The sequence below is a fragment of the Pleomorphomonas sp. PLEO genome (genome assembly GCF_041320595.1).
In the GTDB taxonomy this organism is placed as follows: Bacteria; Pseudomonadota; Alphaproteobacteria; order Rhizobiales; family Pleomorphomonadaceae; genus Pleomorphomonas.
On the sequence record NZ_CP166625.1, the window covers coordinates 5,375,249 to 5,398,471 of the forward strand.

At 63.6% G+C, this 23,223-nt stretch carries 24 protein-coding genes, 1 tRNA gene and 1 riboswitch; of the genes, 13 read left to right on the forward strand and 12 right to left on the reverse strand.

What is annotated here, in order from left to right; translation table 11 throughout:
• The first annotated feature begins 142 nt into the window (after nt 1-142).
• A complete protein-coding gene (locus tag AB6N07_RS24845; RefSeq protein WP_370675705.1) occupies nt 143-1,807 on the forward strand; it encodes a lysine--tRNA ligase in 1,665 nt (554 codons plus the stop codon).
• Between the two features lie 45 nt (nt 1,808-1,852).
• Here AB6N07_RS24845 and AB6N07_RS24850 read toward each other — a convergent pair whose 3' ends face one another.
• Complete coding sequence (locus AB6N07_RS24850) at nt 1,853-2,575, reverse strand: thermonuclease family protein (protein ID WP_370675706.1); 723 nt, start codon at nt 2,573-2,575, stop codon at nt 1,853-1,855.
• Nucleotides 2,576-2,749: 174 nt separating this feature from the next.
• On the opposite strand from AB6N07_RS24850, the gene AB6N07_RS24855 reads away from it, so the two are divergent.
• Both AB6N07_RS24855 and AB6N07_RS24860 read left to right on the forward strand, forming a co-directional pair.
• On the forward strand, nt 2,750-3,103 hold the full coding sequence (locus AB6N07_RS24855) for a DUF952 domain-containing protein (RefSeq protein WP_370675707.1): 354 nt from the start codon (nt 2,750-2,752) through the stop codon (nt 3,101-3,103).
• Nucleotides 3,100-4,200, forward strand: coding sequence for a quinone-dependent dihydroorotate dehydrogenase (locus tag AB6N07_RS24860; protein ID WP_370675708.1), 1,101 nt, complete (start codon nt 3,100-3,102; stop codon nt 4,198-4,200). The genes AB6N07_RS24855 and AB6N07_RS24860 overlap by 4 nt, the downstream gene beginning before the upstream one ends.
• Before the next feature lie 54 nt (nt 4,201-4,254).
• On the opposite strand, the gene AB6N07_RS24865 is transcribed toward AB6N07_RS24860, so the two are convergent.
• The 8 genes from AB6N07_RS24865 to lsrF form a co-directional block, all read right to left on the reverse strand.
• The gene (locus AB6N07_RS24865) at nt 4,255-5,046 is read right to left on the reverse strand and encodes an SDR family NAD(P)-dependent oxidoreductase (protein ID WP_370675709.1); all 792 of its coding nucleotides are present in this window, start codon (nt 5,044-5,046) and stop codon (nt 4,255-4,257) included.
• A gap of 18 nt (nt 5,047-5,064) precedes the next feature.
• The gene (locus AB6N07_RS24870) at nt 5,065-5,802 is read right to left on the reverse strand and encodes a ribulose-phosphate 3-epimerase (RefSeq protein ID WP_370675710.1); all 738 of its coding nucleotides are present in this window, start codon (nt 5,800-5,802) and stop codon (nt 5,065-5,067) included.
• Nucleotides 5,803-5,812: 10 nt separating this feature from the next.
• Nucleotides 5,813-6,109: an antibiotic biosynthesis monooxygenase gene (locus AB6N07_RS24875; RefSeq protein ID WP_370675711.1), complete on the reverse strand. Its 297-nt coding sequence runs from the start codon at nt 6,107-6,109 to the stop codon at nt 5,813-5,815.
• Between the two features lie 162 nt (nt 6,110-6,271).
• On the reverse strand, nt 6,272-7,297 hold the full coding sequence (lsrB, locus tag AB6N07_RS24880) for an autoinducer 2 ABC transporter substrate-binding protein LsrB (protein WP_370675712.1): 1,026 nt from the start codon (nt 7,295-7,297) through the stop codon (nt 6,272-6,274).
• A 77-nt stretch (nt 7,298-7,374) separates the two neighbouring features.
• Complete coding sequence (locus tag AB6N07_RS24885) at nt 7,375-8,376, reverse strand: autoinducer 2 import system permease LsrD (protein WP_370675713.1); 1,002 nt, start codon at nt 8,374-8,376, stop codon at nt 7,375-7,377.
• Nucleotides 8,373-9,440 (reverse strand): autoinducer 2 ABC transporter permease LsrC, encoded by a 1,068-nt coding sequence (gene lsrC / locus AB6N07_RS24890; RefSeq protein ID WP_370675714.1) that lies wholly within the window; start codon nt 9,438-9,440, stop codon nt 8,373-8,375. The genes AB6N07_RS24885 and lsrC overlap by 4 nt, the downstream gene beginning before the upstream one ends.
• Complete coding sequence (gene lsrA / locus AB6N07_RS24895) at nt 9,437-10,957, reverse strand: autoinducer 2 ABC transporter ATP-binding protein LsrA (RefSeq protein WP_370675715.1); 1,521 nt, start codon at nt 10,955-10,957, stop codon at nt 9,437-9,439. The genes lsrC and lsrA overlap by 4 nt, the downstream gene beginning before the upstream one ends.
• Nucleotides 10,958-11,090: 133 nt before the next feature.
• Nucleotides 11,091-11,975 (reverse strand): 3-hydroxy-5-phosphonooxypentane-2,4-dione thiolase, encoded by an 885-nt coding sequence (gene lsrF, locus AB6N07_RS24900; protein ID WP_370675716.1) that lies wholly within the window; start codon nt 11,973-11,975, stop codon nt 11,091-11,093.
• Between the two features lie 369 nt (nt 11,976-12,344).
• On the opposite strand from lsrF, the gene AB6N07_RS24905 reads away from it, so the two are divergent.
• The 4 genes from AB6N07_RS24905 to AB6N07_RS24920 all read left to right on the forward strand — a co-directional run bounded on the left by AB6N07_RS24905 (nt 12,345) and on the right by AB6N07_RS24920 (nt 15,737).
• Complete coding sequence (locus AB6N07_RS24905) at nt 12,345-13,295, forward strand: sugar-binding domain-containing protein (RefSeq protein ID WP_370675717.1); 951 nt, start codon at nt 12,345-12,347, stop codon at nt 13,293-13,295.
• The gene (gene lsrK / locus AB6N07_RS24910) at nt 13,292-14,857 is read left to right on the forward strand and encodes an autoinducer-2 kinase (RefSeq protein ID WP_370675718.1); all 1,566 of its coding nucleotides are present in this window, start codon (nt 13,292-13,294) and stop codon (nt 14,855-14,857) included. The genes AB6N07_RS24905 and lsrK overlap by 4 nt, the downstream gene beginning before the upstream one ends.
• 102 nt (nt 14,858-14,959) lie before the next feature.
• A complete protein-coding gene (locus AB6N07_RS24915; protein WP_370675719.1) occupies nt 14,960-15,313 on the forward strand; it encodes a cupin domain-containing protein in 354 nt (117 codons plus the stop codon).
• Between the two features lie 112 nt (nt 15,314-15,425).
• Nucleotides 15,426-15,737 (forward strand): plasmid stabilization protein, encoded by a 312-nt coding sequence (locus AB6N07_RS24920; protein WP_370675720.1) that lies wholly within the window; start codon nt 15,426-15,428, stop codon nt 15,735-15,737.
• Between the two features lie 34 nt (nt 15,738-15,771).
• Here AB6N07_RS24920 and AB6N07_RS24925 read toward each other — a convergent pair.
• From AB6N07_RS24925 to AB6N07_RS24935, 3 genes are all read right to left on the reverse strand, one after another.
• Nucleotides 15,772-15,845, reverse strand: a tRNA-Gly gene (locus tag AB6N07_RS24925).
• Nucleotides 15,846-15,900: 55 nt separating this feature from the next.
• Nucleotides 15,901-16,992, reverse strand: coding sequence for a 2'-deoxycytidine 5'-triphosphate deaminase (locus AB6N07_RS24930; RefSeq protein WP_370675721.1), 1,092 nt, complete (start codon nt 16,990-16,992; stop codon nt 15,901-15,903).
• 116 nt (nt 16,993-17,108) lie between these two features.
• Complete coding sequence (locus AB6N07_RS24935; RefSeq protein ID WP_370675722.1) at nt 17,109-18,515, reverse strand: diguanylate cyclase domain-containing protein; 1,407 nt, start codon at nt 18,513-18,515, stop codon at nt 17,109-17,111.
• A 216-nt stretch (nt 18,516-18,731) separates the two neighbouring features.
• Nucleotides 18,732-18,811, forward strand: a riboswitch (SAM riboswitch).
• 74 nt (nt 18,812-18,885) lie between these two features.
• Here AB6N07_RS24935 and AB6N07_RS24940 point away from each other — a divergent pair.
• The 6 genes from AB6N07_RS24940 (at nt 18,886) to AB6N07_RS24965 (ending at nt 23,206) form a co-directional block, all read left to right on the forward strand.
• Nucleotides 18,886-20,064 (forward strand): O-succinylhomoserine sulfhydrylase, encoded by a 1,179-nt coding sequence (locus AB6N07_RS24940; protein WP_370675723.1) that lies wholly within the window; start codon nt 18,886-18,888, stop codon nt 20,062-20,064.
• 48 nt (nt 20,065-20,112) lie between these two features.
• A complete protein-coding gene (locus AB6N07_RS24945; RefSeq protein WP_370675724.1) occupies nt 20,113-20,463 on the forward strand; it encodes a MarR family transcriptional regulator in 351 nt (116 codons plus the stop codon).
• Nucleotides 20,460-21,344: a C40 family peptidase gene (locus AB6N07_RS24950; RefSeq protein WP_370675725.1), complete on the forward strand. Its 885-nt coding sequence runs from the start codon at nt 20,460-20,462 to the stop codon at nt 21,342-21,344. Before AB6N07_RS24945 ends, AB6N07_RS24950 begins: the two co-directional genes overlap by 4 nt.
• Before the next feature lie 123 nt (nt 21,345-21,467).
• On the forward strand, nt 21,468-22,316 hold the full coding sequence (locus tag AB6N07_RS24955) for a transporter substrate-binding domain-containing protein (RefSeq protein WP_370675726.1): 849 nt from the start codon (nt 21,468-21,470) through the stop codon (nt 22,314-22,316).
• Between the two features lie 30 nt (nt 22,317-22,346).
• A complete protein-coding gene (apaG, locus tag AB6N07_RS24960) occupies nt 22,347-22,739 on the forward strand; it encodes a Co2+/Mg2+ efflux protein ApaG (protein WP_370675727.1) in 393 nt (130 codons plus the stop codon).
• 191 nt (nt 22,740-22,930) lie between these two features.
• The gene (locus tag AB6N07_RS24965; protein ID WP_370675728.1) at nt 22,931-23,206 is read left to right on the forward strand and encodes a DUF6460 domain-containing protein; all 276 of its coding nucleotides are present in this window, start codon (nt 22,931-22,933) and stop codon (nt 23,204-23,206) included.
• Nucleotides 23,207-23,223 lie beyond the last annotated feature (17 nt).

Here is a 23,223-nt window from a genome sequence, read left to right on the forward strand (position 1 = left end):
TCTCGGCGGAAATGTGTCCGCCACCGATCGGCCCTACCAGGGGAATCGGCGCAAACCCGCCCCTCGTCCTTGACCTTTCCCGGCCTCGTCCCTACTGTCCGCCCGCCCGGAAACTCCGGGTTTTCTCGAATAGAGGCAACCGATGGCAACCGTTTCTTCCACCCTGCTCTCCGATCCCGCGCTTCTCGCCGCGGCCGGCCGCTCCAAGGCCTGGCCCTTCGAGGAAGCCAAGAAGATCGTGGCGCGGATCGAGAAACGGAAAGATACCGCCAAGCCGGTGATCTTCGAGACTGGCTACGGCCCGTCCGGTTTGCCGCATATCGGAACCTTCGGTGAAGTGGCGCGCACCACCATGGTGCGCCACGCCTTTCGCGTGCTCACCGGCGACAGCGTGCCGACGCGCCTTATCTGCTTCTCCGACGACATGGACGGCATGCGCAAGGTGCCGGACAACGTGCCGAACCAGGAGCTGCTGCGGGCCAACCTCGGCAAGGCGCTGACCAACGTGCCAAACCCGTTCGACAACGGCTATCCGAGCTTCGGCCACAACAACAACGCCAAGCTCCGACAGTTCCTCGACACCTTCGGCTTCGACTACGAGTTCATGTCGGCCACCGAGGAGTACAAGAAGGGCACCTTCGACGACATGCTGCTGCGCATGCTGGCGAAATACGACGCGGTGATGGAGATCATGCTGCCGACGCTGCGCGAAGAGCGGCGGCGGACCTACTCGCCCTTCCTGCCGGTGCATCCGAAGACGGAAGTCGTCATGCAGGTCCCGGTCGAGGAGCGCAACGTCGAAAAGGGAACGATCGTCTGGACCGATCCGGCCACCGGCGAGCGCTTCGAGACATCGGTGACCGGCGGTCATGCCAAGTGCCAGTGGAAGCCGGACTGGGCGCTGCGCTGGGCAGCGCTCGGCGTCGACTACGAAATGAGCGGCAAGGACCATATCGACAACGTCAAGACGTCGTCCAGGATCTGCAAGGTGCTGGGCGGTACGCCGCCGGATGGCTTCAACTACGAGCTGTTCCTCGACGAGAGCGGCGAGAAGATTTCAAAGTCGAAGGGTAACGGTCTCACCATTGATGCGTGGCTAACCTACGCTTCGCCGGACAGCTTGGCGCTCTACATGTTCCAGAAACCGAAGACGGCCAAGCGTCTGTTCTTCGACGTGATCCCGCGCGCCGTCGACGAGTATTTCGCCTATCTCGACAAATACCCGACGATGGATGCCGATCAGCAGCTCACCAACCCGGTCTGGCACATCCATTCCGGCCAGCCGCCGGTGACGCCGGTGCCGGTCAGCTTCACGATGCTGCTCAATCTCGTCTCAGCCAGCCATGCCCACGACAAGGGCGCGCTCTGGGCCTATATCGGCCGGCACTCGCCGGGCGTGACGCCGGCGACGCATCCGAAACTCGACGAACTCTGCGGCTATGCTCTGGCCTATTATCAGGATCGAGTGAAGCCCTTCGTCACCTTCCGTGCGCCGGACGACGAGGAGCGGCAGGCCCTCGCCAAGCTGCGCGACGCGCTGGACGCGCTGCCGGTCACCACGACCGGCGAGGTAATCCAGGATACCGTGTTGGCAGTGGGCCGGTCGTTCCCGCGCTTCCAGGACCCGTCGAAAAAGAGCCCGGACGGCGGCCCCGGCGTCAGCCTGGAATGGTTCGCGACGCTCTATCAGGTGCTGCTTGGCCAGGAAAAAGGCCCGCGCTTCGGCTCCTTCGTCGAACTCTATGGCCTGAAGGAAACCGTGGCGATGATCGACGCAGCCCTTGCCGGCACGCTCGGCCAGAGCTGACACCCGATACAGCGACAATCAGGGCCGGCGCATGCGCCGGCCTTTTTAGTTTAAGGTCGGATCCGGCGGCTGCAGGCCACCGTCGCCATAGCGCCCAAGCTTTTCATCCCTCGCCTTTGCGGCATAGGGAGCGAGCCGTGCGTCGGCGGGATCGACCGGGTCCGCCCATCCCCGGCTCACCATGAAGAGCGACAGATTGCGGTTGCCGACCCAGCAGTCGGCGCGACTTTCGCCTTCGTCCCCATCCGCCGCGATGCCGACGCAACCGACCGCGCGCGGCCCGATCAGCCGGGCAAGATCGGCGCGCGCCCGTGCGCCGCAGTTCCAGCGGCCAACGGTCCCCTCGCAAGAATCGGAAAAGGCGACGCCGTTAATGCCGGCAAGATGGATGACCAGGGGCTCGCGGTCGCGAACGGTCCTGAAGCGAGCGGCATCGAGAACGGTGATGCGCGAAAAGAGTGCCTCGAAGGTGCCGGGCGGCGGCACCGAGGGCAACTCCTGCGGAGGCCCCTCGGCGGCTTTGCCTGCCATAGCCGACTGACTGGCCATCTGGATCGGTGGCGGCGCATCGGCGGTGAGCAGCTTCCTCGGCACATGAGGTAAAGGAGAGCGACCGAAATCCATTATGGTCGGGCGAGCCGTCGTCAAGTCCTGGCGCTCCGCATCCCCCCAAAGCCAGACCAGCGCAGCGACCGTCAGAGCCGAGCCGACGATCAGCGGGACGATCCCACGCGTCAGAAAACCGTACCGCCTTTGCTGTCGAGCCATTGCCTGCGGAATTCCCTCGCCGGAGCGCTTGCGAGGCAAAAATGCTGCATTCTCGCCGAGGGGGCAAGCTGTTCACTCACGATGGCAGCCCTGCGCGGGGATTTGATTTGAGCGGGGTGGTATCAGGCTGGCGGATGCTCTAGAGGATGGCCGCAGCCTTTCGGAGTTCCGCCCATGGATCGTCTCGTCTATAAGATTGCGCCGCGCATGCTGTGGGAAGCCGGCGAAGCGACTGGTGTGTTTGCTGGCGCATCTATCGACTTCGAGGACGGCTTCATCCACCTGTCGTCGGGTGCGCAGGTCAAAGAGACGGCGCGCCTTTACTTTGCCGGTCAGAGCGACCTCTTGCTGATCGGCATCGAGACGGCCGCCCTCGGCGATGCGCTGAAGTGGGAAGCGTCACGCGGCGGCGCTCTCTTTCCGCATCTGTATGCACCATTGGAATTTTCGGCGGTGGATTTCATTGTTCCGCTGCCGTTGGGGCCGGACGGCGCCCATCAGTTCCCCGACCTGGAGACCGGCCGATGACCCTTTCCGAACTGATCGGCTCGTTCAGTGCCGCCATGCTCCGGCGGTTCGACCCGGAACTCGCCCATACGCTTGCCGTTTCCGCCATGCGCCTCAACCTGGCCCCAGGCCTGCCCAAGGTGGTGGACGATCGCCTCGCCGTCAGCTTCTTCGACATGCGGCTCGACCATCCGATTGGGCTTGCCGCCGGTTTCGACAAGGACGCCGAGATCGCCGATGCCTTGCTGAAGCAGGGATTTTCCCATGTGGAAGTCGGTACGCTGACGCCGCGCCCGCAGCCGGGCAACCCAAAGCCGCGCATCTTCCGCCTGCCGGAGACTGGGGCCGTGATCAACCGTTGCGGCTTCAATGGCAAAGGCCATGCCCACGCGCTGAAGCAGCTTGAGCGGCGCGGAGGACGGCCGGGCGTCATCGGGGTCAACGTCGGAGCCAACAAGGACAGCGCCGATCGCGCCGCCGATTACGTGACGGGCATCAAGGCCTTCTCCGGCCTCGCTTCCTACTTCACCGTCAACATATCCTCGCCCAATACGCCGGGCCTCAGAGACTTGCAGGCAAGCGCCGCTCTGTCCGATCTCGTGGCGCGCGTCGTCGAGGCACGCGACGAGACGACGTCGGCGGTCGGCCGGCGGACGCCGGTACTGGTCAAGATCGCCCCGGACCTCAACGAGCAAGCGCTCGACGACATCGCCGCCGTAATAGCGGCTCGTGGCGCCGACGGCCTCGTCATTTCCAATACCACGCTGTCGCGCAGCGGCGTGTTCGGACCGACGGCGGCGGAGCCGGGCGGCCTTTCGGGCAAGCCGCTGTTTGAGCGATCGACTATCGTGCTGGCCAAGATGCGCGAACGGGTCGGCCGGACTTTGCCGATTATCGGCGTTGGCGGTGTGATGACCGGCGAGGACGCCTATCTGAAGATCGCCGCCGGCGCCAATCTGGTGCAGGTCTATACGGCCTTCATCTACGGCGGCGGCAATGCCGTCAACGCCATCACCAGCGATCTTCTTGCCCGTATCGAGCAAAGTAGTTTCGGCTCGGCACGAGCGCTTACCGGTTCGGACAGCCGGGCTTGGGCGAGCCGACCGATTCCCGCGTAAGCGTTGAGCCCAGCCAACCAGGTTGTTGCAAGCCGATCGGTGGGTACTCTCAAATCAAATGGTGTTGAGCACACCACCATCGACGCGCAGGGCAGCGCCGGTGGTGGCCGAGGCCTGCGGCGAGCAGGTATAGACCACCATGTTGGCGACCTCTTCGACGCTGGCGGCCCGCTGGATGATCGACGATGAGCGGTGGGTCATGACGAAGTCGGCAGCGACCTTCTCAACTGTCTTGCCGCTCCGTTTCACCTCGTCCGACAGCATATCGGCAAAGCCCTCGGACAGTGTCGGACCGGGGAGTACCGAATTGACGGTAACGCCGGTGCCGGCCATTCGCTTGGCGAGACCGCGAGCGATCGACACCATGGCCGTCTTGGAGAAGCCATAGTGGATCATGTCCTCGGGAATGTTGAGAGCAGACTCCGAGGAGATGAACACCACACGCCCCCAGTCCCGCTTCGCCATACCCTGAAGCCAAGCGCGTGACAGACGGACACCTGACATGACGTTGACTTCGAAATAGCGGGTCCACTCGTCATCGGGCGTCTCGAAGAAGTCGCGCGGGCCGAATATCCCGAGATTGTTGACGAGTATGTCGCAATCGGGGTGGGCGGCGACGATCGCCGCGCAGCCTTCGGCGGTGCCGAGGTCTCCAGCATGGCCAATGAAGCGACCATCGGGAATAGCGGCTTTAGCCGCAACTATCGCCTTTTCGACCGCCGCCTGGGTGCGCCCGTTGATAACGACAGTAGCGCCACACTCGCCAAGGCCCTTGGCTATGGCGAGACCGATGCCCGCCGTCGATCCGGTGACGACGGCACGCTTGCCGGTAAGGTCGATCCGCATGGCTGTCTCCTTCAGCGATTACCGGCTGGTTGCCCGGCGCAATCCGTTCAGATTATCCGCAATGCTGGCGCCCGCTTTGAAAACGGCGCTGCCACTGACGATCATATCCGGTCGGAAACTGGCGGCAACGCCAATAGTCGCCTCGGTGATACCGCCATCAATGGCGATGAGCGGATCCACGCCGGCTTCAGTGGCAAGTTGTCTCAGCCGCTCGATCTTCCGGCCAAGCGCCGCGTCGGGCACACCGCCGCTCCAGCCGGGGTCGACGGCGAGCAATGTCACCATATCGATCGCATGCAGCATGGGCACCACGACATCGACCGGCGTAGCCGGATTGAGAGCCACGGCACGCAGCACACGCCGCCCAGGATGGCCGGCCACATCGACATCCAGCATGACGAGCGCCCGGTGGAGGTGCAACAGCCCCTCGGGGTGGACGTGCACGATGTCAGCGCCGGCCTTCAGCACGGCAGGAATGATGCTGAGCGGATCGGCCACCATCAGGTGAACGTCCTTCAGCAGGTTCGTTTTCGTCGCCGCGACGAGCGGTGGCCCCGCGGTGAAACCTGGGCAAAAGACGCCATCCATTACATCGAAATGCAGAAGGGGCGTGCCTGCTGCCTCGAGTTCGGCGATGGCGCTACCATAGGCCATGGCGTCAGCGGCCAGAAGGCCGACGCTGAGAGACGGCGCCGCGCGGCGCAGGAACGCCTTCAGCGCATCGCGTGTCGCCAGATCATCCGGAGAGGGAAACATGCAAGCCTCTTCAGTCACGCGGTAGGACGCCGATGAACACCTTGTGACTGCGCGGACCAGTCATGATGTCCTCGAGTTCGGCCTTCACCTTGAGATAGTGCGGCGTGGTCTTGTGGAACTTCACGGCCGCTTCGTCGACGAAGGCCTCGTAGATGGTGAAGCGGGTCGGTTCAGTAGGGTCCCGCAGCACGTCGAAGCGGCGGCAACCGGGCTCAGCAATGGTGCCCTCGCGATTGGCGCCGAAGACGCGCAGAAAATCGTCGACGCGGTCGGGCTTGACGTTGATCTCAACGAGCGTGACGTGCATGGCCTGAACCTCCAAATTGACTAGGAACAAAAGGATGGCCGGCCGCCGGTGGATGGCGGCCGGCTCTCCGGAATCCCGCGCGGCCAAATGGGGGGAGCCGACGGGGGAGGAGCGGACGGCAGACGGGAGGGACCGCCGTTCCGCGGAGATGTGGAAATCCGATCAGAAATCGAACTTGTCGATATTGTCCTTGGTGAACACCTGACGCTCGGGCAGCAGGATGATGCCGTTGTTGTCAGCCTCGTACTTGTAACCCTGGACGCTGTTCGGGCTCACCTCGACGGTGCCGACATCCGGAATCTCCAGCTTGTCGCCGACCTTCATGGCGCCGTTCTTGATGAGGTGATCGGCGACGTAGATGGAGATGGCGCCCTGCTTGGTGACATCCCACAGGCCAAAGGCCTTGACGGTGTCACGCTTGACGTAGGGGCGCATCACGTTCGGCGTCGAGAAGCCGACGATGGTCACCTGGCCGGCGCGACCGACGTTCTCGGCAGCCTGAGCGGCGGCGGGAAGCGCGTTGGCGTCGGGAGCGATGATGATGTCGACGTCCTTATAAGCCTTCAGGATGCTTTCGCCTGTTTGCAGCGACTTCTGGGCATCGTTGTAGCCATACTGGGTGGTGACGACTTCCCAGCCCGGCTTGTCCTTGGCGATGATCGCCTTGGCCTGTTCGACCCACTGGTTCTGGTCGGTCACCGTCGGGCTCGAATAGAAGAAGGCAACCTTGGCCTTGTCGGCCGGGTGCTGCTGGGAGGCCATGTCGACAAGGAGCTTGCCGAGCTGAGCCGGCGTGCCTTGGTCGATGTAGTAGCTGCGGCACTCGGGATTGACGTCGCTGTCCCAGGTCAGAACCTTGATGCCGCGCGACATGGCGCGCTTCAGCGCCGGGCAGAGGCCGTCGGGCGACACGGCGGAGACGACGATGGCTTTGAAGCCCTGGTTGGCGAAGGTGTTGATATACTGCACCTGGCCCGACACCGACGGCTCAGTCGGGCCGTCATAGGTCACTTCGACGCCGAGCTTCTTGCCGGCCTCGACGGCGCCTTTACCGCCGGACGTGAAGAAACCGACGCCAACCAGCTTCGGGATGAAGGCGATGCGGGCGGCGTCGGCAGCGACCGACGGGCCGACGCAGGTCGCAGCGGCAGCCACGGCAAGCGCAAGGGAAACGGTACCAAACTTCATTTTTGCTCTCCTTCCAAGACATGACCCGGGGGGCTGATCGCCCAATTTCCGGGCCCTCCTCCTCAAACGTCAGACCGTCATTCGGCCGCAACGTTCCTCAGCACGCGCCGGTGCTGGAACCAGACGCGTCCCATCTCCGAGAGGCTGCGCAAGGCAACCACGATGACCAACAGGCCGCCGGACAAGGCGCTCGAGACGTGGCTCGACACGCCGACGAGCTGAAGGCCGGTCTGCAGATAGCCGACCAGAAGCGCGGCCAGCGCCGTGCCGAGGATGGTGCCAGAGCCGCCATAGATCGACGTGCCCCCCAGCACCACGGCGGTGATTGCCGGCATCAGCGCCGTCGTACCGAAATCGGAACGGGCCGAGCCGAAATAGGAAGCGAGGATCAGGCCGGACAACGCTGCCATCAGGCTGGTCAGGGCATAAGCGACCACCAGCGTGCGGAACACAGGCGTACCGGCATAAGCCGCCGCGCGCGGGTTCTGACCGATCAGATAGACATAGCGGCCAAAGCGGGTGCGGTGCAGAAGCGCCATGAAAGCGATGGTCAACACCACGAACAAGGCGAAGGGCAGCGGCAGGCCGACAATTTCAAGATTGGTGAGATTGACGAAGGCCGGATCGAAATTGCTGATGCCCTCATAGCCCGTTGCCCCGGCAAGACCCGACAGGACCAGAGCGGCACCGCCATAAAGAAAGCCGGTGCCGAGCGTGATGACCAGCGGATTGACCTTGGACAGATGGATGGCGACGGCGTTGAAGACGCCAGCAAGCGTGCCGACGGCAAGCGCGGCCACCGCTGCCACCCAGATGTCGACGCCGCCGACCCAGAGGATCCCGAGGGTGATGGCCGACAGACCCATCACCGAACCGAGCGACAGATCGATGCCGCCGGTGATGATGACCAGCGTCAGCGCCAGTGCCGTGATGCCGACGTGGATGAAGTCGGACGTGGCGTAGAGAAGCGTCGCCGGCTGCAGGAACACCGGGTTGATGGCACCAAACAACAGGATCTCGGCGATCAGGAGCAGCGCCAGTACGCTCTCCCAGCGTTTGAGGGCGGGATGGAGCTTCATTTGCGCGCCTCCGAGGTCTCGAGCACCGTCTTGACGGTCCGTCCGGCAGCCTTGGCCGCGTCGGCATGCTGCCCCGCCGCCTGTGGGTCGATGAACTTGCGATATTTCTGGTAGCGAAGGTGACGGTCGACGGCTTCGCGGATCTTGCCGTCGGTGATCAGCACCACCAGCAGGATGGCGCCGGCGATGATGTCGTTCCAGTAGGCCTCAAGGCGCAGCAGCACCAGGATGCTGTCGATCGACGTCATGAAATAAGCGCCGAGGGCCGCGCCGAGTACCGTGCCGGTGCCGCCCAAAAGGCTGACGCCGCCGAGCACGCTCGAAGAGATGGCGCGCATTTCCATACCGGTACCGGCGGTGTTGGGGATGAAGCCGATCTGCGAGGCAAAGATGACGCCTGCCAACGCGGACAGCAGACCATTGAGGCCATAGGCGACGATCTGTACCTCGTTGACGCGGATGCCGATCAGTCGAGCGCCTTCCCGATTGTCGCCAACGGCGAACATCGAGCGGCCGAAAGCGGTGTAGCGCAATCCGAGGTGAGCAACGATCAGCAGGACCAGCACCAGCCAGGCGACCGGCGACAGGCCGAGCGAGCCGGCCTTGGTCAATGCCTTGAAACCTTCCGGTAGACCCTCGATCCAGCTGCCGCCGGACAGAAGATGCACAAAGCCGCGATAGAGACCGAGCGTACCGAGCGTGGCAACAATCGCCGAGACCTTTAGCCACGCCACCAATGCGCCGTTGAAGAGACCACAGAGCAAACCGACGAGAAGCGCGACGCCGATGGAAGCGGGAATCCCCCAGCCGGCATTCATCAGCAGACCGGCGACCACCGCCGCCAAGCCCATGATGGAGCCAACGGAGACGTCGAGGCCGTGCGTCGCCATCACCATGGTGGCGCCGATCGCCAGCACGAACAGGATGAGGCTGTTGCCATAGACGAGCAGCACGGTATCAAAGGACAGATAGCTGCGATCAACGAGGCCGAGGATCGCGAACAGGAAGACGATGATCAGCGCGACCGAGGCTTCACGGTGGCGCTGCAGGAAACGGATGATCATTGCGCAGCGTCCAGTTTGGCGCCGACCCCGAAGGAGAGGCGGGCAATGGCGTTGATCGTGATGTCGGAGCCTTCGAGCAGACCGCCCGGATAACCGTGGTTCATCACCAGCACGCGGTGGCTGAGGCGCTCGACCTCTTCATGGTCGGAGGAAATCAGCAGGATGGCGAGGCCTGCGCCGGCCAGCCTGTCGATCAGCCGATAGATATCGGCGCGCACGGCGACGTCGACGCCGCGCGTCGGCTCATCGAGGATGAGCACACGTGGGCCGGCGGCGAGACACTTGGCGAGCAGCACCTTCTGCTGATTGCCACCCGACAGCGTCCGCACCGGCTGATCGGAGCTGCCGCAGACAATGCCGAGCAGCTTGATCTGTTCGGAGAAGTCGGCCTTTTCCTTGGCGAGCGGCAGCCATGCCCGGCCGCGATGCAGCACCAGTGCCGACGCGTTCCAGACGAGCGGCGCGTTGACGAACAGGCCCGACACCTGCCGGTCTTCGGGCAGGTACACGACGCCGGCATCGAGGCTCTCGCGCGGACCATGCTCGGACAGCGGCTTACCCTCGACAAAGATACGGCCGCGCGCAGCGGGGCGGATGCCATAGATGGTTTCGGCGAGCTCCGTGCGGCCTGAACCGACCACCCCGGCAAGACCCAGGATCTCGCCCGAGTGCAGCGAGAAGGTGACGTCGGCAAAGCCCTCGCCCGCCAATCCCTCGACACGCAGCCGTTCGGCCCCGCGTTCCGTCGGAGCGGCGGCGGCATGGCCGAGCGTAAAGCCTTCCTTGCCTTCGATATGGGTCATCGCCGCGACGATTTCGGCGTCGGTGAATGACTTCGGCGCACCGGCCAACACGACTTGGCCATCGCGCAGAATGGAGACGATATCGGCGATCTCGCGGATCTCGCCGAGCTTGTGGGAGATGAAGAAAATACCGACGCCCTGGGCGGTCAGCGCCCGGATACGCTCGAACAGCTTGCCCACTTCGCGTGGCGTCAGTGCCGAGGTCGGCTCATCGAGAATGAGGATACGGGCATCACGGATGAGGCCGCGCAGGATCTCGACCATCTGCTGGTCGGCAACCTCGAGCTGACCGGCCTGGGTCGACAGGGTCATGCCGGCGCCAATCTCGCCGATCATCGTCTCAAGGCGAGCGCGCAGTTCCTTGCGATTGCCGGGAACGTGCATCAGCACGTTTTCTTCGACCGAAAGGCTGGGGAACAGCATCGGTTCCTGCGGCACCAAGTGAATACCGGCTTGGCGGGCCATCACCGGCGTCATGGCCGAGGCATCTTCGCCGCACACCAGAAGTTCGCCCCGATCGAGGCGATGCAAGCCAGCGATCATCTTCATCAGCGTGGACTTGCCGGCACCGTTGCCACCGAGCAGGGCATGCACCTCCCCCGGCCTCAGCGTCAGGTCGACGCCACGCAGCACGGCGATGGAGCCGAAGAACTTCCAGATTTGCCTGGCTTCAACCAGCGGCGGCCGCTGATCGGACGGCGAGATTCCCGCCATATCGACAGTCTCCCAACTTCTTTCTTGGAAAGGCGGGGACCTGCCCGCATTTCAGTGCGCCCTCCTCCGGGCGGTCCGTCGGGCTTCCTCGCGGCAGCCCGACGGCGTGGTTCGCGGTCCTTCGGGGGTGGCCTCAGGCGGCCTTTGCCTTGCCGGCCTTATAGATATCGTATGCCTTGTCGACGCTCTCGCCGTCGTGCACCACAGCTCGCACGGCAGCAATCATCGCGACCGGACAGTCGGACTGGAAAATGTTGCGCCCCATGTCGACACCGGCCGCGCCCTGATCGATGGCGCGCCACGCCATCTCAAGAGCGTCGCGCTCCGGCAGCTTCTTGCCGCCGGCGATGACGATCGGCACCGGGCAGCCGGCCACGACCTTCTCGAAGCCGTTGTCGATATAGTAGGACTTCACGATATGGGCGCCGAGCTCGGCACAGATGCGGGTGGCAAGACCGAAATAACGCGCGTCGCGCACCATATCCTTGCCGACACCAGTCACAGCCATGGTCGGAATACCGTAGCGATTGCCCGTGTCGATCAGCTTGACCAAGTTGGCGAGCGACTGGTGCTCGTATTCGGCGCCAACATAAACATTGGTGGTGATCGCCGAGGCATTGAGACGGATGGCGTCCTCGATATCCACGGCCACCAGTTCACGTGAAAGCTCGGTCAGCACGCTCATGCCGCCCGAACAACGCAACACCACAGGCTTGCGGCTATCGGCAGGCATGGTCTGCCGGAGACCTCCACGCGTGCACATGAGTACGTCGGTATATGGGACGAGCGGACGGATGGTGAGGTCGAGCCGCTCAAGACCGGTGGCCGGCCCCTGGAAGTAGCCATGGTCGAAAGCCAGCATGACGGTACGGCCACTCTTGGCCTGGAAGATGCGCGCAAGACGATCCTGCATTCCCCAGTCGAGCGAGACTGAGCCACGTACCGGAAATGCCCTCACCTCGACCGGCTGGTCCAATCCGAAATCCTTGCCTTCCTTCACGTCGTCCATATCGGCCATTGGGTCCTCCAAAGGTGGCGGGCTGGGTCTGCAATCAGCAGTACCTTCCGTTCAAATGAACACCGCCTTATCAATTGCACGGTCGATTATTCGTCGGACAACCCGGATCGTCAACCCAGATTCTGCACATAAGTGACAGCGCAGCCCAAAAGAATCTCATCGCACACTTGTCGCATTACAGAGAGAATTGCATAACTCATTGATTTTTCTTATTCTCGCCGGCGACACAGCAGAATGCCCCACGACTTAATGATGATCAAGAATTTCAGATCTTGCGCTTATGTGCGCATCGTGATCATATGATCGACAAAATCGCTGCCCGGACGCAATCCTCCTATTGTCCGTGCAAATGTCATGAAGGTGAGTGACGTGAACGAAGCCTATGACGAGCTGGCATTCGAGCCGCACGAAGAAGAGCTGCTGAGCCGCGTGGCATGGCATTACTATCATGACGGTTTGACCCAGAGTGAAATCGGCGAACGGCTGAACCTGTCGCGCATCAAGGTGTCGCGCATGCTCGATCGTGGCCGGCGGATGGGCCTTATCCACGTTCACATCAATTCCAGCTATGGCGGCTGCTTCGCTCTGGAAGCCCGGCTGCAGGAAATCTATGGCCTCGACGAGGCGCGCGTCATCCCGGCCCAGGAATCTGGCAACGTCAACGACCGGCTGGCTGAAGCCGCGAGCCAGTATCTGATGGGACGCCTCAAGGACCAGGAAATGCTGGCCGTCGGCTGGGGCGCCACGGTGATGGGCACCTTGCAACGGCTTGCCCGAACTCTTTCTTACCGCGACATTTCGCTGGTCAGCCTGACGGGTGGCGTCTCCGCCTACATCGAGGGCGTCGCCTCGGGCCGGTCGTCCCAGAACGTCCACCTCATCCCGGCACCGCTCGTCGTGTCGCAGGAGAGCATTGCCGAGGCAATCCGCGCCGAGCGGCATGTCGTTGACGTGATGAGCATGGCGCGGACCGCCAACTATGCACTGGTCGGTATCGGCGCCGTAGCCGACGAGGCGACGCTGATCGCCTCTGGCTATGCCAGCCGCTCACAGTTCGAGATCTTCCGCCGCCAGGGCGCGGTGGGCGATATCATCGGCATCTTTTATGACCAGAACGGCGTGCCACTCGACCTCGCTTTCCACAAGATGCTGGTCGGGCTCGACTTCGAAGCGCTGTCTGCCATTCCGCAGGTGATCGCCGCCGCTGGCGGACCGAAGAAAGTCGATGCCATCCGCGCCGCCGCCCGTGGCGGCCGCATCGACGTGCTGATCACCGACGAGCCGACTGCCGAAGCCATCCTCGAGAAAGACCAAGCATGACCAGCTCCTACGTTCTCGCCATCGATGCCGGCACCGGCAGCGGCCGCGCCGTTATCTTCGACAAGGCCGGTCGCCAAATCGCCGTGGCACAGGAGGAATGGACGCATCTCAGCGACCCTGGCCATCCCGGTTCGATGGAATTCGACTGCGCCGCCAACTGGGCGCTACTTGCTGGCTGTGTTCGCCGGGCGCTCGCCTGCGCCGGCTTGCCAGCATCGGCTATCCGCGCCGTCAGCGCCACCTCGATGCGCGAAGGTATCGTGCTCTGGGACCGGAGCGGACATGAGCTCTGGGCCTGTGCCAATGTCGACTCGCGCGCGTCCGACGAGACGAAGGCGCTAAAGGCCGCCATGCCGGGCTTCGAGCGCGACGCCTATGCGGTCACTGGCCAGACCTTCGCGCTCGGCGCCATTCCCCGCCTCAAGTGGATCGAGCGGCATATGCCGGACGTCCACGCCCGCACGGCGCGCATGTGCATGCTGTCCGACTGGATTGTGGCGCGCCTTTCCGGCGAGATCGCCTGCGACCCATCCAACGGCGGCACCAGCGGCCTGCTTGCGCTCGGCACGCGAACCTGGGACGCCGATATAGCCCGCCGCGCGGGCGTCGATCCGGCCATCTTACCGCCCGTCCACGAGACCGGAACCGCCATTGGCCGCGTAACGGCGACCGCTGCGGCCGATACGGGACTTGCAGAGGGAACGCCAGTGGTGGTCGGCGGTGGCGACGTTCAGCTCGGCGCCCTCGGCCTCGGCGTTGCCCGAGCCGGCCAAGCCGCCGTGCTCGGCGGCACCTTCTGGCAACAGGTAGTCAACATGCCGCGGCCGATCGCCGATCCCGCCATGCGGGTGCGCGTCAATCCGCACGTGGTGCCCGGCCTCAGCCAGGCCGAAGGCATCGCTTTCATGGTCGGCATGACCACTCGCTGGTTCCGCGACGCCTTCTGTGACGAAGAAAAGCGCATCGCCGCCGAACGCGGCATCGACGTTTACGCCCTGCTCGAGGAAAAATCCGCGACAGTGGCACCAGGCGCCAACGGCATCCTGCCTATCTTCTCGGACGTGATGAATTGCGCCGCCTGGTATCATGCCGCGCCATCGCTGTTGAACCTGTCGCTGGATGCCAGCGTCTGCGGCAAGCCGCAGATCTTCCGCGCCATTCAGGAGAACGCGGCGATCGTCGCGTCGGAAAACCTTCGACTCGCCGCCGATCTGGCGGGTGTGAGGCTGACCGAACTCGTTTTTGCCGGCGGCGCTTCCAAAGGAAAGTTGTGGGGCCAGATCCTGTCCGACGTTACTGGCCTACCGGTGAAGGTGCCCGAGGTGACAGAGGCAACGGCGCTTGCCGCCGGCCTCGCCGCCTGGGTTGGCGTGGGTGAATATGCTTCGCTGCCGGAGGCAGCCGACGCCGTCGTTCGCTGGCGTCGCCGCTACGAGCCGGACGCCAGCCGTCACGCCCTCTATGGCGAGGTTACCGAGCGTTGGCGTACGGCCTATGCCGCCCAACGCCATCTCGTCGACGCCGGCATCACCCATTCAATGTGGAAGGCTCCTGGCCTCTAGCCACCGCCGCGCCAACGGTCGGAGCGCGGCGGACGAATACGGAATCAAGATCTCAGTATCAGCAAGGACCGCCATCCGGACGGGGACGGCGGCGGAGGAACGATGTTCAAAACTCGAGAAGACGAGCACGACTATCGCTTCGGCGATCATGGCCCCAAATATCTTCTGCGCGGTCCGCTCATCGATATTGGCGTGGTGACGTTGCAGCCCGGCCAGCATTTCTCCACGCACAAGCATCAGCATGTCGAGGAGAACTTCCTGACGATTGCCGGCGAAGTGCACATGTATGTCGACGGGGAATTGCATGTGCTCGGTGTCGGCGATTTCCTGCGCTGCGAGCCAGGGGAAGGTCACCACGTCGTCAATCGAGGCGACACGCCGTGGAAGGCAGTATTCGTCAAGGCGCCTTACGACCCCAAGGACAGTGTGCCGATCGCCTGGTCGCCTGAGGGCTAACTGGCTGGCGGCCATGTCCCGCTGTCAGCGGCAAGCGGGCATCGACGGGGTACGGAACTTTTGCGTCGACAGGCGGTTTACTTGGATCTCAACCGCAGCAAGGAGAGATTCCATGCCGAGAGGAGACAAGTCCGCCTATACCGACAAGCAGAAGCGCAAGGCCGAGCATATCGAGGAAAGCTACGAGTCGCGTGGCGTTCCAGACGACGAAGCGGAGCGCCGTGCCTGGGCAACCGTCAACAAGGAAAGTGGCGGCGGCAACAAGTCCGGCTCGGGACGCGGCCGCCCGGACACACACGTTTCTTCTGAAAAGGGTGGCCAGCGGGGCGGCGCAGCCTCGGCATCCCGGTCGAAGGAAGATCGCTCGGCGTCGGCCAAGAAGGCCGCAGCGACGCGCAAGCGCAACCGCGAACAGGCTGCTTGATCACAGCGCTTCGAGACACGGAAATGAAGAAAGCTGGAGCGGGTGAAGGGAATCGAACCCTCGTGTTCAGCTTGGGAAGCTGCTGCTCTACCATTGAGCTACACCCGCGACGCGACCTAGATCGCAGCCTCGCCGGACGCTGTCAAGAGGTGGCGCGCTGCCATCAAGGACAGAAATGTTTGGAAAGCTTCAGCCCCTGCGCCTGATAATTGGAGCCCATACCTTGGCCGTATAGGGTGGCCGGCATTTCGACCATCCGCTCGTAGACGAGGCGACCGATGGTCTGCCCGTGATCGAGGATGAAGGGCACGTCGTGGCTCCTCACCTCCAGCACGGCGCGCGCGCCCTTGCCGCCAGCCGGCGCGTATCCGAAGCCAGGGTCAAAGAACCCGGCATAATGGACTCGAAACTCACCCACCAGAGGATCGATCGCCACCATTTCGGCCGCCGTCTCGGGCGGCACCTGCACCGCCTCGCGCGAGACGAGGATGTAGAACTCGTCCGGATCGAGAATCAGCGACGGCCGACCGCGCGCCTTGATCGGCTCCCAGAAGTCGGCGACTTCCTGTGCCGCCTTGGCATCGACGTCGAGCACGCTGGTGTGACGGCGGGCTCGATAGCCGATCAACGCCCCCTCGCCTGCCCCCGCGAGATCGATGGACAGCGTCAGGCCATGCTCGAAACGTGGCTCCAGATCGACCAGCGGAAAGCGAGCGTGCAGCGAGGCCAGCCCCAAGTCGTCGAGACGTGCGTCGCCACGGCGAAAGCGCACCTGACTGAGGCGTGAGCCGACCCGCACCTTGATCGGGAAGGTGCGCGGTGACACCTCGACCCACAACCGGCCGTGATAGCCGGGGGCAATCTGGTCAAAGGCAACGCCGTGGTCGGTGATAAGGCGGGTGAAGACGTCGATGCGGCCGGTCGAACTCTTGGGGTTGGCGGAGGCTGAAATATCATCCGGCAGGGCGAGAGATTCCAGAACGGGCACCAGATAGACGCCCCCCGTTTCGAGTACCGCACCGGCGGTAAGGTCGAGGTCGTGCTGTGTGAGATAGTCGAGCTTATCCTCAACCGTGGCGCCGCTGCCCGGCAGGAAGCTCGCCCGAAGACGATAGGCGACCGGACCCAGGCGGAGGTCGAGACTGGCTGGCTGGATCTGATCGGTGTCGAGAGGCCGCGTCGACACGATGGCGCCAGCGTCAAAGAGCTCGCGGATACGATGGGCGGGAAGGATGCCAAAGGTCTCGTCGGTCATGGGCGTGCGAAGCGTCCGGAAGGCAGGTGAGAGGCTGGCTTCTTAAGGTCGCCAGCGGGATTTCAGGAAGCTCTAGCCTGTTTTGCCGCCCATGGAAACTTGAAGAATCGTCCCTCTCAGATGCCTGACGCCATCAGGACGAGTGGCTCGCCATACGCGCGTTCGCTGCGCATGCTCTTTCGATAGAAGCGAACCAGCCCCTTGCCGGCCTGCTTGGCCGCATAGAGCGCGGAATCAGCCTTGTGCAGTAGGGCGGCAACATCAAGGCCATGCTCGGGTGCCATGGCGACGCCAATGCTGACACCAACTGTGAGTACATGGCCGTTGTGATGGTAAGGGCTGCTCAAGGCCGCCAGCACAGCGTCGGCGCGCGCTTCTGCCACGCGCCGGTCGTTCGTCGGGATCACCATGACAAATTCGTCGCCGCCGAGCCGGGCCACCGTATCTTCGGACCGGCAGAACTCGCGGAGCCGGTGCGCCACGCCCACCAGGACCGCGTCGCCGGCAGCGTGACCTGCGCTGTCGTTGACTTGCTTGAAGCCATCGAGATCGAGATAGAACACCGCCGCCGCCGCATCTTCGCCGCGCTTCGGATCGAGCTGATGCTTCATGCGGTCGAGCAAAAGCAGTCGATTTGGCAGACCCGTAAGGGGGTCGTGAAGTGCCTTTTCCTCAGTGACGTTGATCAGGCGGGCGGCGCGACGCACGAAGGTCAGGACCGTCACCGTCAGTACGAGATAGGCCACGAAGACCAGTACCAACCCCGGCGCGATGGCCTTGATGATCTCATCGCCAGGCAGGATGGGCTCCCAGACCAGCGCGTCACCCATGGTTCCGTCCTGGCTCATCAGCCTCAGACGACCGGGACCGTCGGTGGTCTGCCCGAACCCCGGCTCGTAGCTGAGGTTCGGCAGCATGAAGCTTTCAGCGATATACTTCATGCTGGCGCGGTCGACGCGGCGGCCAATCGCCAGGAGATAGCCGCCATCAGCCGGCTTTTCCCGATCGGCGACGGCATGGATCCCGGCGATTGCGAATAGTACTGGTGTGCCGTCGACCGCGATGAGCTGAGTTACCGTGTCGGCAATGCGACCGGCCCGCCAGCGGGCAATCATCTGACCGAAGGTAGGAGGCAGGACGCCGCGCGCCTCCTTCGATACGAGCCGACCATCGACTCTTGAGAACAGCGTGTGATCATCCGGGTCAAGAACGAAAAAAAAGGCATCAGCCTGCTCTGTCGTCAAATGACCGGCGAGCCATCCAGCGTCGAAAGCGTCGATGACGTGCGCCGCCGTCTCGTCGCGACCGGCCATGCCAGCCGCAGCGCTGGCGAGTTCGTCGGCGAAATGATGAAGGGCATTCTTTGCCGTGCGCTGCTGGAACTCAACGGCGAAGCGGTTCTGCTGAGAAGATAGCATCAGCACGCCGGCGGTAGCGCCGGCAAGCAAAAGAGCGATCAGGCCGAACATCGGCATGATCACCCGCAGGAAGAATCGGCGATCAAGGCTGGTCGTCGGTTTCATCGGGGCTCCAAAAGTATGGTCGCTTGACCGATATCTTGCGCCCCTTCAACCAATAATCCGTGGAGCTAAGGGAATTATCTCGGTATGACGAATGACACCTTACGAGAGTGAGCACTTTCGCCGTGGTCGTCTGCCGCCTATGGCAGAACCTCCAACAATTGTGCACCATCCGGGACTGGTCGCCAGCTTGACCTTTGTCCAAGCTTCCCCTAAACGAAAATGGATCGTGGTTTTTTGAGCCGACCGGCTTGCCGCCACGTTAAATAAGGCTGCTAAAAGGTCGGGACGGACATGTCGATTATTGACACCCGGCTCGCCACGCGCAGCCGGGTTCGTTTTTTTCCGGACCTTGACGAAGAAGGACAAGGACATGACCAAGGTCAACTGGCATCCCGACACCGCTCTCGTGCATGGCGGCACCCTGCGTTCGCAGTGGGGCGAAACGTCCGAGTCGATGTTCGTGACGCAGGGGTTCGTCTATGAGAGCGCCGAGCAAGCGGAGGCGCGTTTCCTGAACCTTGACCCTGGCTTCCAGTACAGCCGTTTCTCCAATCCGACCGTCACCATGTTCGAGGAGCGTATGGCGCTGCTGGAAGGCGCTCCGGTGGCGCGCGCGACCGCGACCGGCATGGCAGCGGTGACGGCGGCCATTCTGTCGCAAGCGTCGGCCGGCGACCACATCGTGGCGGCGCGGGCGCTGTTCGGTTCCTGTCGCTACATCGTCGAGGATCTGGCGCCTCGCTTCGGCATCTCGTGTACGCTGGTCGATGGCCGCGACCTCGATCAGTGGCGCGCGGCCGTTCGACCCAATACGCGCGTGTTCTTCTTCGAGAGCCCGACCAACCCGACGCTGGAGGTGGTCGACATCGCCGCCGTTGCCGAAATCGCCCATGCCGCCGGCGCGCGCCTGGTGGTCGACAACGTTTTCGCCACCGCCCTCTACCAAAAGCCGCTCGAACTCGGCGCCGATGTGGTTGCCTATTCGGCCACCAAGCATATCGACGGCCAGGGCCGCTGCCTGGGTGGCGTGGTCCTTTGTGACGAAGAGTTCCTGGAGAAATACCTGCAGGTGTTCCTGCGTCAGACCGGCCCGACCATGAGCCCTTTCAATGCCTGGGTGATGCTGAAGGCGCTTGAGACCTTCTCGCTCAGGGTGACGCGCCAGACCGAAAGCGCGGCGAAGATTGCCGCCTTCCTGGAAGGGCATTCTAAGATCGAGCAGGTGATCTACCCGGGTTCGGCCAGCCATCCGCAGGCTGACATCTGCGCCAAGCAGATGACGGGCGGTTCGACCATGATCGCCATTGAGGTGAAGGGTGGCCGCGACGGCGCCTTTGCCGCCCTCAACAAACTCGGCATCATCAAGATCTCCAACAATCTCGGTGATGCGAAGAGCCTCGTCACCCATCCTTCGACCACCACGCACCAGCGTTTCACCGAGGAGGTCCGGCAGGAACTCGGCATCCGTCAAGGTCTTCTGCGCCTCTCGGTCGGCCTTGAACATGTCGACGATCTGATCGCCGACCTCGAGCAGGCGCTCGGCGGCTGACCGCTGGATAATAACGCCTCCGAAATGAATTCGGTGTAGAAGGGGCGCATGCCGATCGACATGCGCCCCGCTCAGGCTCTCAAACTCTGGCACGACGTCTCGCTCGCTACGGTGCGCGAGAACGGTCCCGATCTATCGCCACGCCAGATCACTGTGCTGCTCACCGTGTACCTCGAGCCGCCGCCGCATACGGTGCGCGGCCTTGCCGAAAAGCTCGGCGTCACCAAGCCGGCGATCACCCGCGCCCTCGACACCATGGGCGAACTGAAGCTTCTCGGCCGCAGGCGCGATGAGGCCGATCGACGTAACGTCATCGTCCACCGCACGGTGGAAGGGGCGCTGTTCCTCGAACATCTCGCCGACGTCATCGTCGACAAAGCCAAGGAGCTACCGCGTTGACGACCGACCGCCGGATCACCTTCGCTCGTCCCGACCTCGCGGATGCCGCGCTCGCGGGCGTGGTCGCATCCGATAAATACGCCGAGCCAAGGCCCGCCCGCGTCGTGGCGCCGATCGCCGGGCTCCGGCGCGAGCCGCGCTTCGATTGTTCGCTCGACAGCGAGGCGTTACACGGCGAGGCGGTAAGGGTGCTGGAGGTCGATGGCGAGGGATGGGCCTTTTCCCAGATCGGCCGCGACGGCTACGTCGGATACCTGGCGGCCGAGGCTCTCTCCTTCTCGGCACCCGAACCGACGCATACCGTGACGGCGCTGCGCTCCTTTGCCTTTTCGGGGTCCGACCTCAAGCTGCCCGTCGCCTATCCACTGGTTCAAGGGGCGCTCGTCACCGTTTCAGGCGAGGTGGAACGGCGCAATCTCGTCTACGCGCTGTTGTCGGACGGCACGGCCACGGTGATGAAGCATCTCTCACCGATCGGCTCGCCTCCAGCCGCTGATTTCATCGCCGTTGCCGCGACCTATGTCGGAACGCCTTATCTTTGGGGAGGCTCGTCGAGTCTCGGCATCGATTGCTCCGGCCTCGTCCAGCGGGCGCTCGCCGAGACCGGCGTCGCCGCGCCGCGCGATACCGACCAGCAGGAAGCCATGGTGGGCCAGCCGATTGATTGGAATGGCGATCCCGACGACCTCCGACGCGGCGACCTCGTGTTCTGGAAAGGGCACGTCGGCATGATCGCCGGTCCGGACCAATTGCTGCATGCCAATGGCTTTCATATGGCCACAGTGATCGAGCCGCTCGGAGCTGCCATCGCCCGCATTGCGTCGGGCGGCATACCGGTCACGAGCGTTCGCCGCCTCGCCGGCTATCGGGCGAAGGGCTGACCGGCGCCTTGCCTCCCATGCCAAACATCGGGACGGTGGAGATCGATACGAGGCTTTCACCGCCCCCTAAGTTCGGTTAGCTTCACGGCATTCCGAATAGGCGGCCGCCAGATTGCATCGAACATGCGCGTATCAAACACCTTGACCGGCACGATCCTGGCCGTTCTTTTCTGTGCCGTAGGTTTTGTTTGGCCCGGTGTGGATGCGCGGGCCGCGGACGTCGACTACCCCCAGATCGTTCCGCTCGCGGCCGGACCGATTAGCGGAGCGAATCCGCCGTCCATCCGCTTCGTGACGTCCGACGATTTCCCACCGTTCAACTTCATCGATGGTTCGGGCCTGATCACCGGCTTCAACGTCGAAGTCGCCCGGGCCATCTGCACGCGGCTCGCTATTCCCTGCACCGTGCAGGTGCGGCCGTTCTCCCTATTGCTGGAGACGGTACGCGACAACAAGGCTGACGCCATCGCCGCAGGCGTCGCCGACACGCCGGCGCTGCGTCGCAACCTCGCCTATTCCGTTCCCTACTTCCGCGAGCCGGCTCGCTTCGTTCGCCGATGGCCGGCGCTGGTGGAGCCATCGCCGCGCACGCTCTCGGGCAAGTCGGTCGGCGTCGTTGCCGGCAGCCGCTACGCCGATTTCATCCGCGATTTCTTTCCGGCAGCAAAGCCGCGCACCGTCGGCGGCGAGACAGAGCTGTTCGCGCTGCTCAAAGCCGGCGAGGTCGATGCCGTTTTCACCGGTGCCGTTGGCGCCTCGTTCTGGCTGGCCGGGCCCGCCGCTCATGGTTGCTGTGCCTTCTCCGGCGGCGCCTACACCGAACCGGCCTATTTTGGCGACGGCATGAAGATCGCCTTCGCCGCCGACAACCTGGCGCTCAAAGCCAGCATAGACGGCGCGCTACGCGCGCTCGATGCCGACGGCACACTCGCCGATCTCGCCTTGCGCTTCTTCCCCGAAAGCCTTTACTGACGCCGATTAGCAAACCGGGACGCGCCCGCCATGTTCACCGCTGTCAGCCACGAGATCGTCGTCAACGTCGAGCCCAGCTATCTGCCTGGCGAATCCGAACCCGACGAGCACCGCTACGTCTGGTCCTACCGGGTGGTTATCGCCAATCACGGCCCGCGCGCCGTGCAGCTCATGACGCGCTCTTGGGAAATCACCGACGCCAACGGTCTCCAACGCACCGTGAACGGCCCGGGTGTCGTTGGCCAGCAGCCGATTATCGAGCCGGGCGAGGCTTTCGAGTATACGAGCGGCTGTCCGCTATCGACGCCGAGCGGCATCATGTCGGGCACCTACCACATGGTCGACGATCGCGGCACAGCGCTCGACATCGTCATCCCGGCCTTCTCGCTCGATAGCCCGATGACCGCGCGCACTTTGAATTAGTTTCCGCCTCAAGCGTCGACGGGGCGGTGCTCGCCACGTCGGGCCCGCTTCGCGCGACCCTGCTTGGCGCCGGAAGCCGCCTGAGGCGGCTTCAAGATTGCCTCGGTTGATCGCCTTCAACGGCTGGACAAGGCCGGCCACCGCGCCTATCTGTCGGCAACCTCCCCACCCCGGAAAGCCGGAGCGCCTTCATGTCCGACCGTTTCCAGCGCCTGCTCGGCGATAGCCCGGCTCGCCTTCTCCTGCGGCTCGTCATTCTCTCGCTGGTGGTTGGCGTCGTACTCGCCGCCCTTGGCGTCGAGCCTTACGACATTGTCGCTTCGGCGATGCGCTTCGCCAACCGCATCTGGGGGATGGGTTTCGACGCCATCGACCGTGTCTGGCGCTATTTCCTGTTGGGCGCCGTGGTGGTGATCCCGGTCTGGCTGGTGCTGCGGCTTCTCAACGTCGGTCGCAATCGCTTCTGAGCGGTGCCGTCAAATAT

Bases quoted from the DNA above. Each gene is read 5' to 3' on its own strand.
- AB6N07_RS24845 (WP_370675705.1), top strand. From the start codon at position 143: ATGGCAACCGTTTCTTCCACCCTGCTCTCCGATCCCGCGCTTCTCGCC.
- lsrF (WP_370675716.1), bottom strand. From the start codon at position 11,975: ATGGCCGATATGGACGACGTGAAGGAAGGCAAGGATTTCGGATTGGAC.
- AB6N07_RS24860 (WP_370675708.1), top strand. From the start codon at position 3,100: ATGACCCTTTCCGAACTGATCGGCTCGTTCAGTGCCGCCATGCTCCGG.
- lsrA (WP_370675715.1), bottom strand. From the start codon at position 10,957: ATGGCGGGAATCTCGCCGTCCGATCAGCGGCCGCCGCTGGTTGAAGCC.
- AB6N07_RS24855 (WP_370675707.1), top strand. From the start codon at position 2,750: ATGGATCGTCTCGTCTATAAGATTGCGCCGCGCATGCTGTGGGAAGCC.
- AB6N07_RS24955 (WP_370675726.1), top strand. From the start codon at position 21,468: ATGCGCGTATCAAACACCTTGACCGGCACGATCCTGGCCGTTCTTTTC.
- lsrC (WP_370675714.1), bottom strand. From the start codon at position 9,440: ATGATCATCCGTTTCCTGCAGCGCCACCGTGAAGCCTCGGTCGCGCTG.
- AB6N07_RS24850 (WP_370675706.1), bottom strand. From the start codon at position 2,575: ATGGCTCGACAGCAAAGGCGGTACGGTTTTCTGACGCGTGGGATCGTC.
- apaG (WP_370675727.1), top strand. From the start codon at position 22,347: ATGTTCACCGCTGTCAGCCACGAGATCGTCGTCAACGTCGAGCCCAGC.
- lsrB (WP_370675712.1), bottom strand. From the start codon at position 7,297: ATGAAGTTTGGTACCGTTTCCCTTGCGCTTGCCGTGGCTGCCGCTGCG.
- AB6N07_RS24945 (WP_370675724.1), top strand. From the start codon at position 20,113: ATGCCGATCGACATGCGCCCCGCTCAGGCTCTCAAACTCTGGCACGAC.
- AB6N07_RS24935 (WP_370675722.1), bottom strand. From the start codon at position 18,515: ATGAAACCGACGACCAGCCTTGATCGCCGATTCTTCCTGCGGGTGATC.
- AB6N07_RS24875 (WP_370675711.1), bottom strand. From the start codon at position 6,109: ATGCACGTCACGCTCGTTGAGATCAACGTCAAGCCCGACCGCGTCGAC.
- AB6N07_RS24940 (WP_370675723.1), top strand. From the start codon at position 18,886: ATGACCAAGGTCAACTGGCATCCCGACACCGCTCTCGTGCATGGCGGC.
- AB6N07_RS24865 (WP_370675709.1), bottom strand. From the start codon at position 5,046: ATGCGGATCGACCTTACCGGCAAGCGTGCCGTCGTCACCGGATCGACG.
- AB6N07_RS24870 (WP_370675710.1), bottom strand. From the start codon at position 5,802: ATGTTTCCCTCTCCGGATGATCTGGCGACACGCGATGCGCTGAAGGCG.
- AB6N07_RS24965 (WP_370675728.1), top strand. From the start codon at position 22,931: ATGTCCGACCGTTTCCAGCGCCTGCTCGGCGATAGCCCGGCTCGCCTT.
- AB6N07_RS24930 (WP_370675721.1), bottom strand. From the start codon at position 16,992: ATGACCGACGAGACCTTTGGCATCCTTCCCGCCCATCGTATCCGCGAG.
- AB6N07_RS24885 (WP_370675713.1), bottom strand. From the start codon at position 8,376: ATGAAGCTCCATCCCGCCCTCAAACGCTGGGAGAGCGTACTGGCGCTG.
- AB6N07_RS24920 (WP_370675720.1), top strand. From the start codon at position 15,426: ATGCCGAGAGGAGACAAGTCCGCCTATACCGACAAGCAGAAGCGCAAG.
- lsrK (WP_370675718.1), top strand. From the start codon at position 13,292: ATGACCAGCTCCTACGTTCTCGCCATCGATGCCGGCACCGGCAGCGGC.
- AB6N07_RS24915 (WP_370675719.1), top strand. From the start codon at position 14,960: ATGTTCAAAACTCGAGAAGACGAGCACGACTATCGCTTCGGCGATCAT.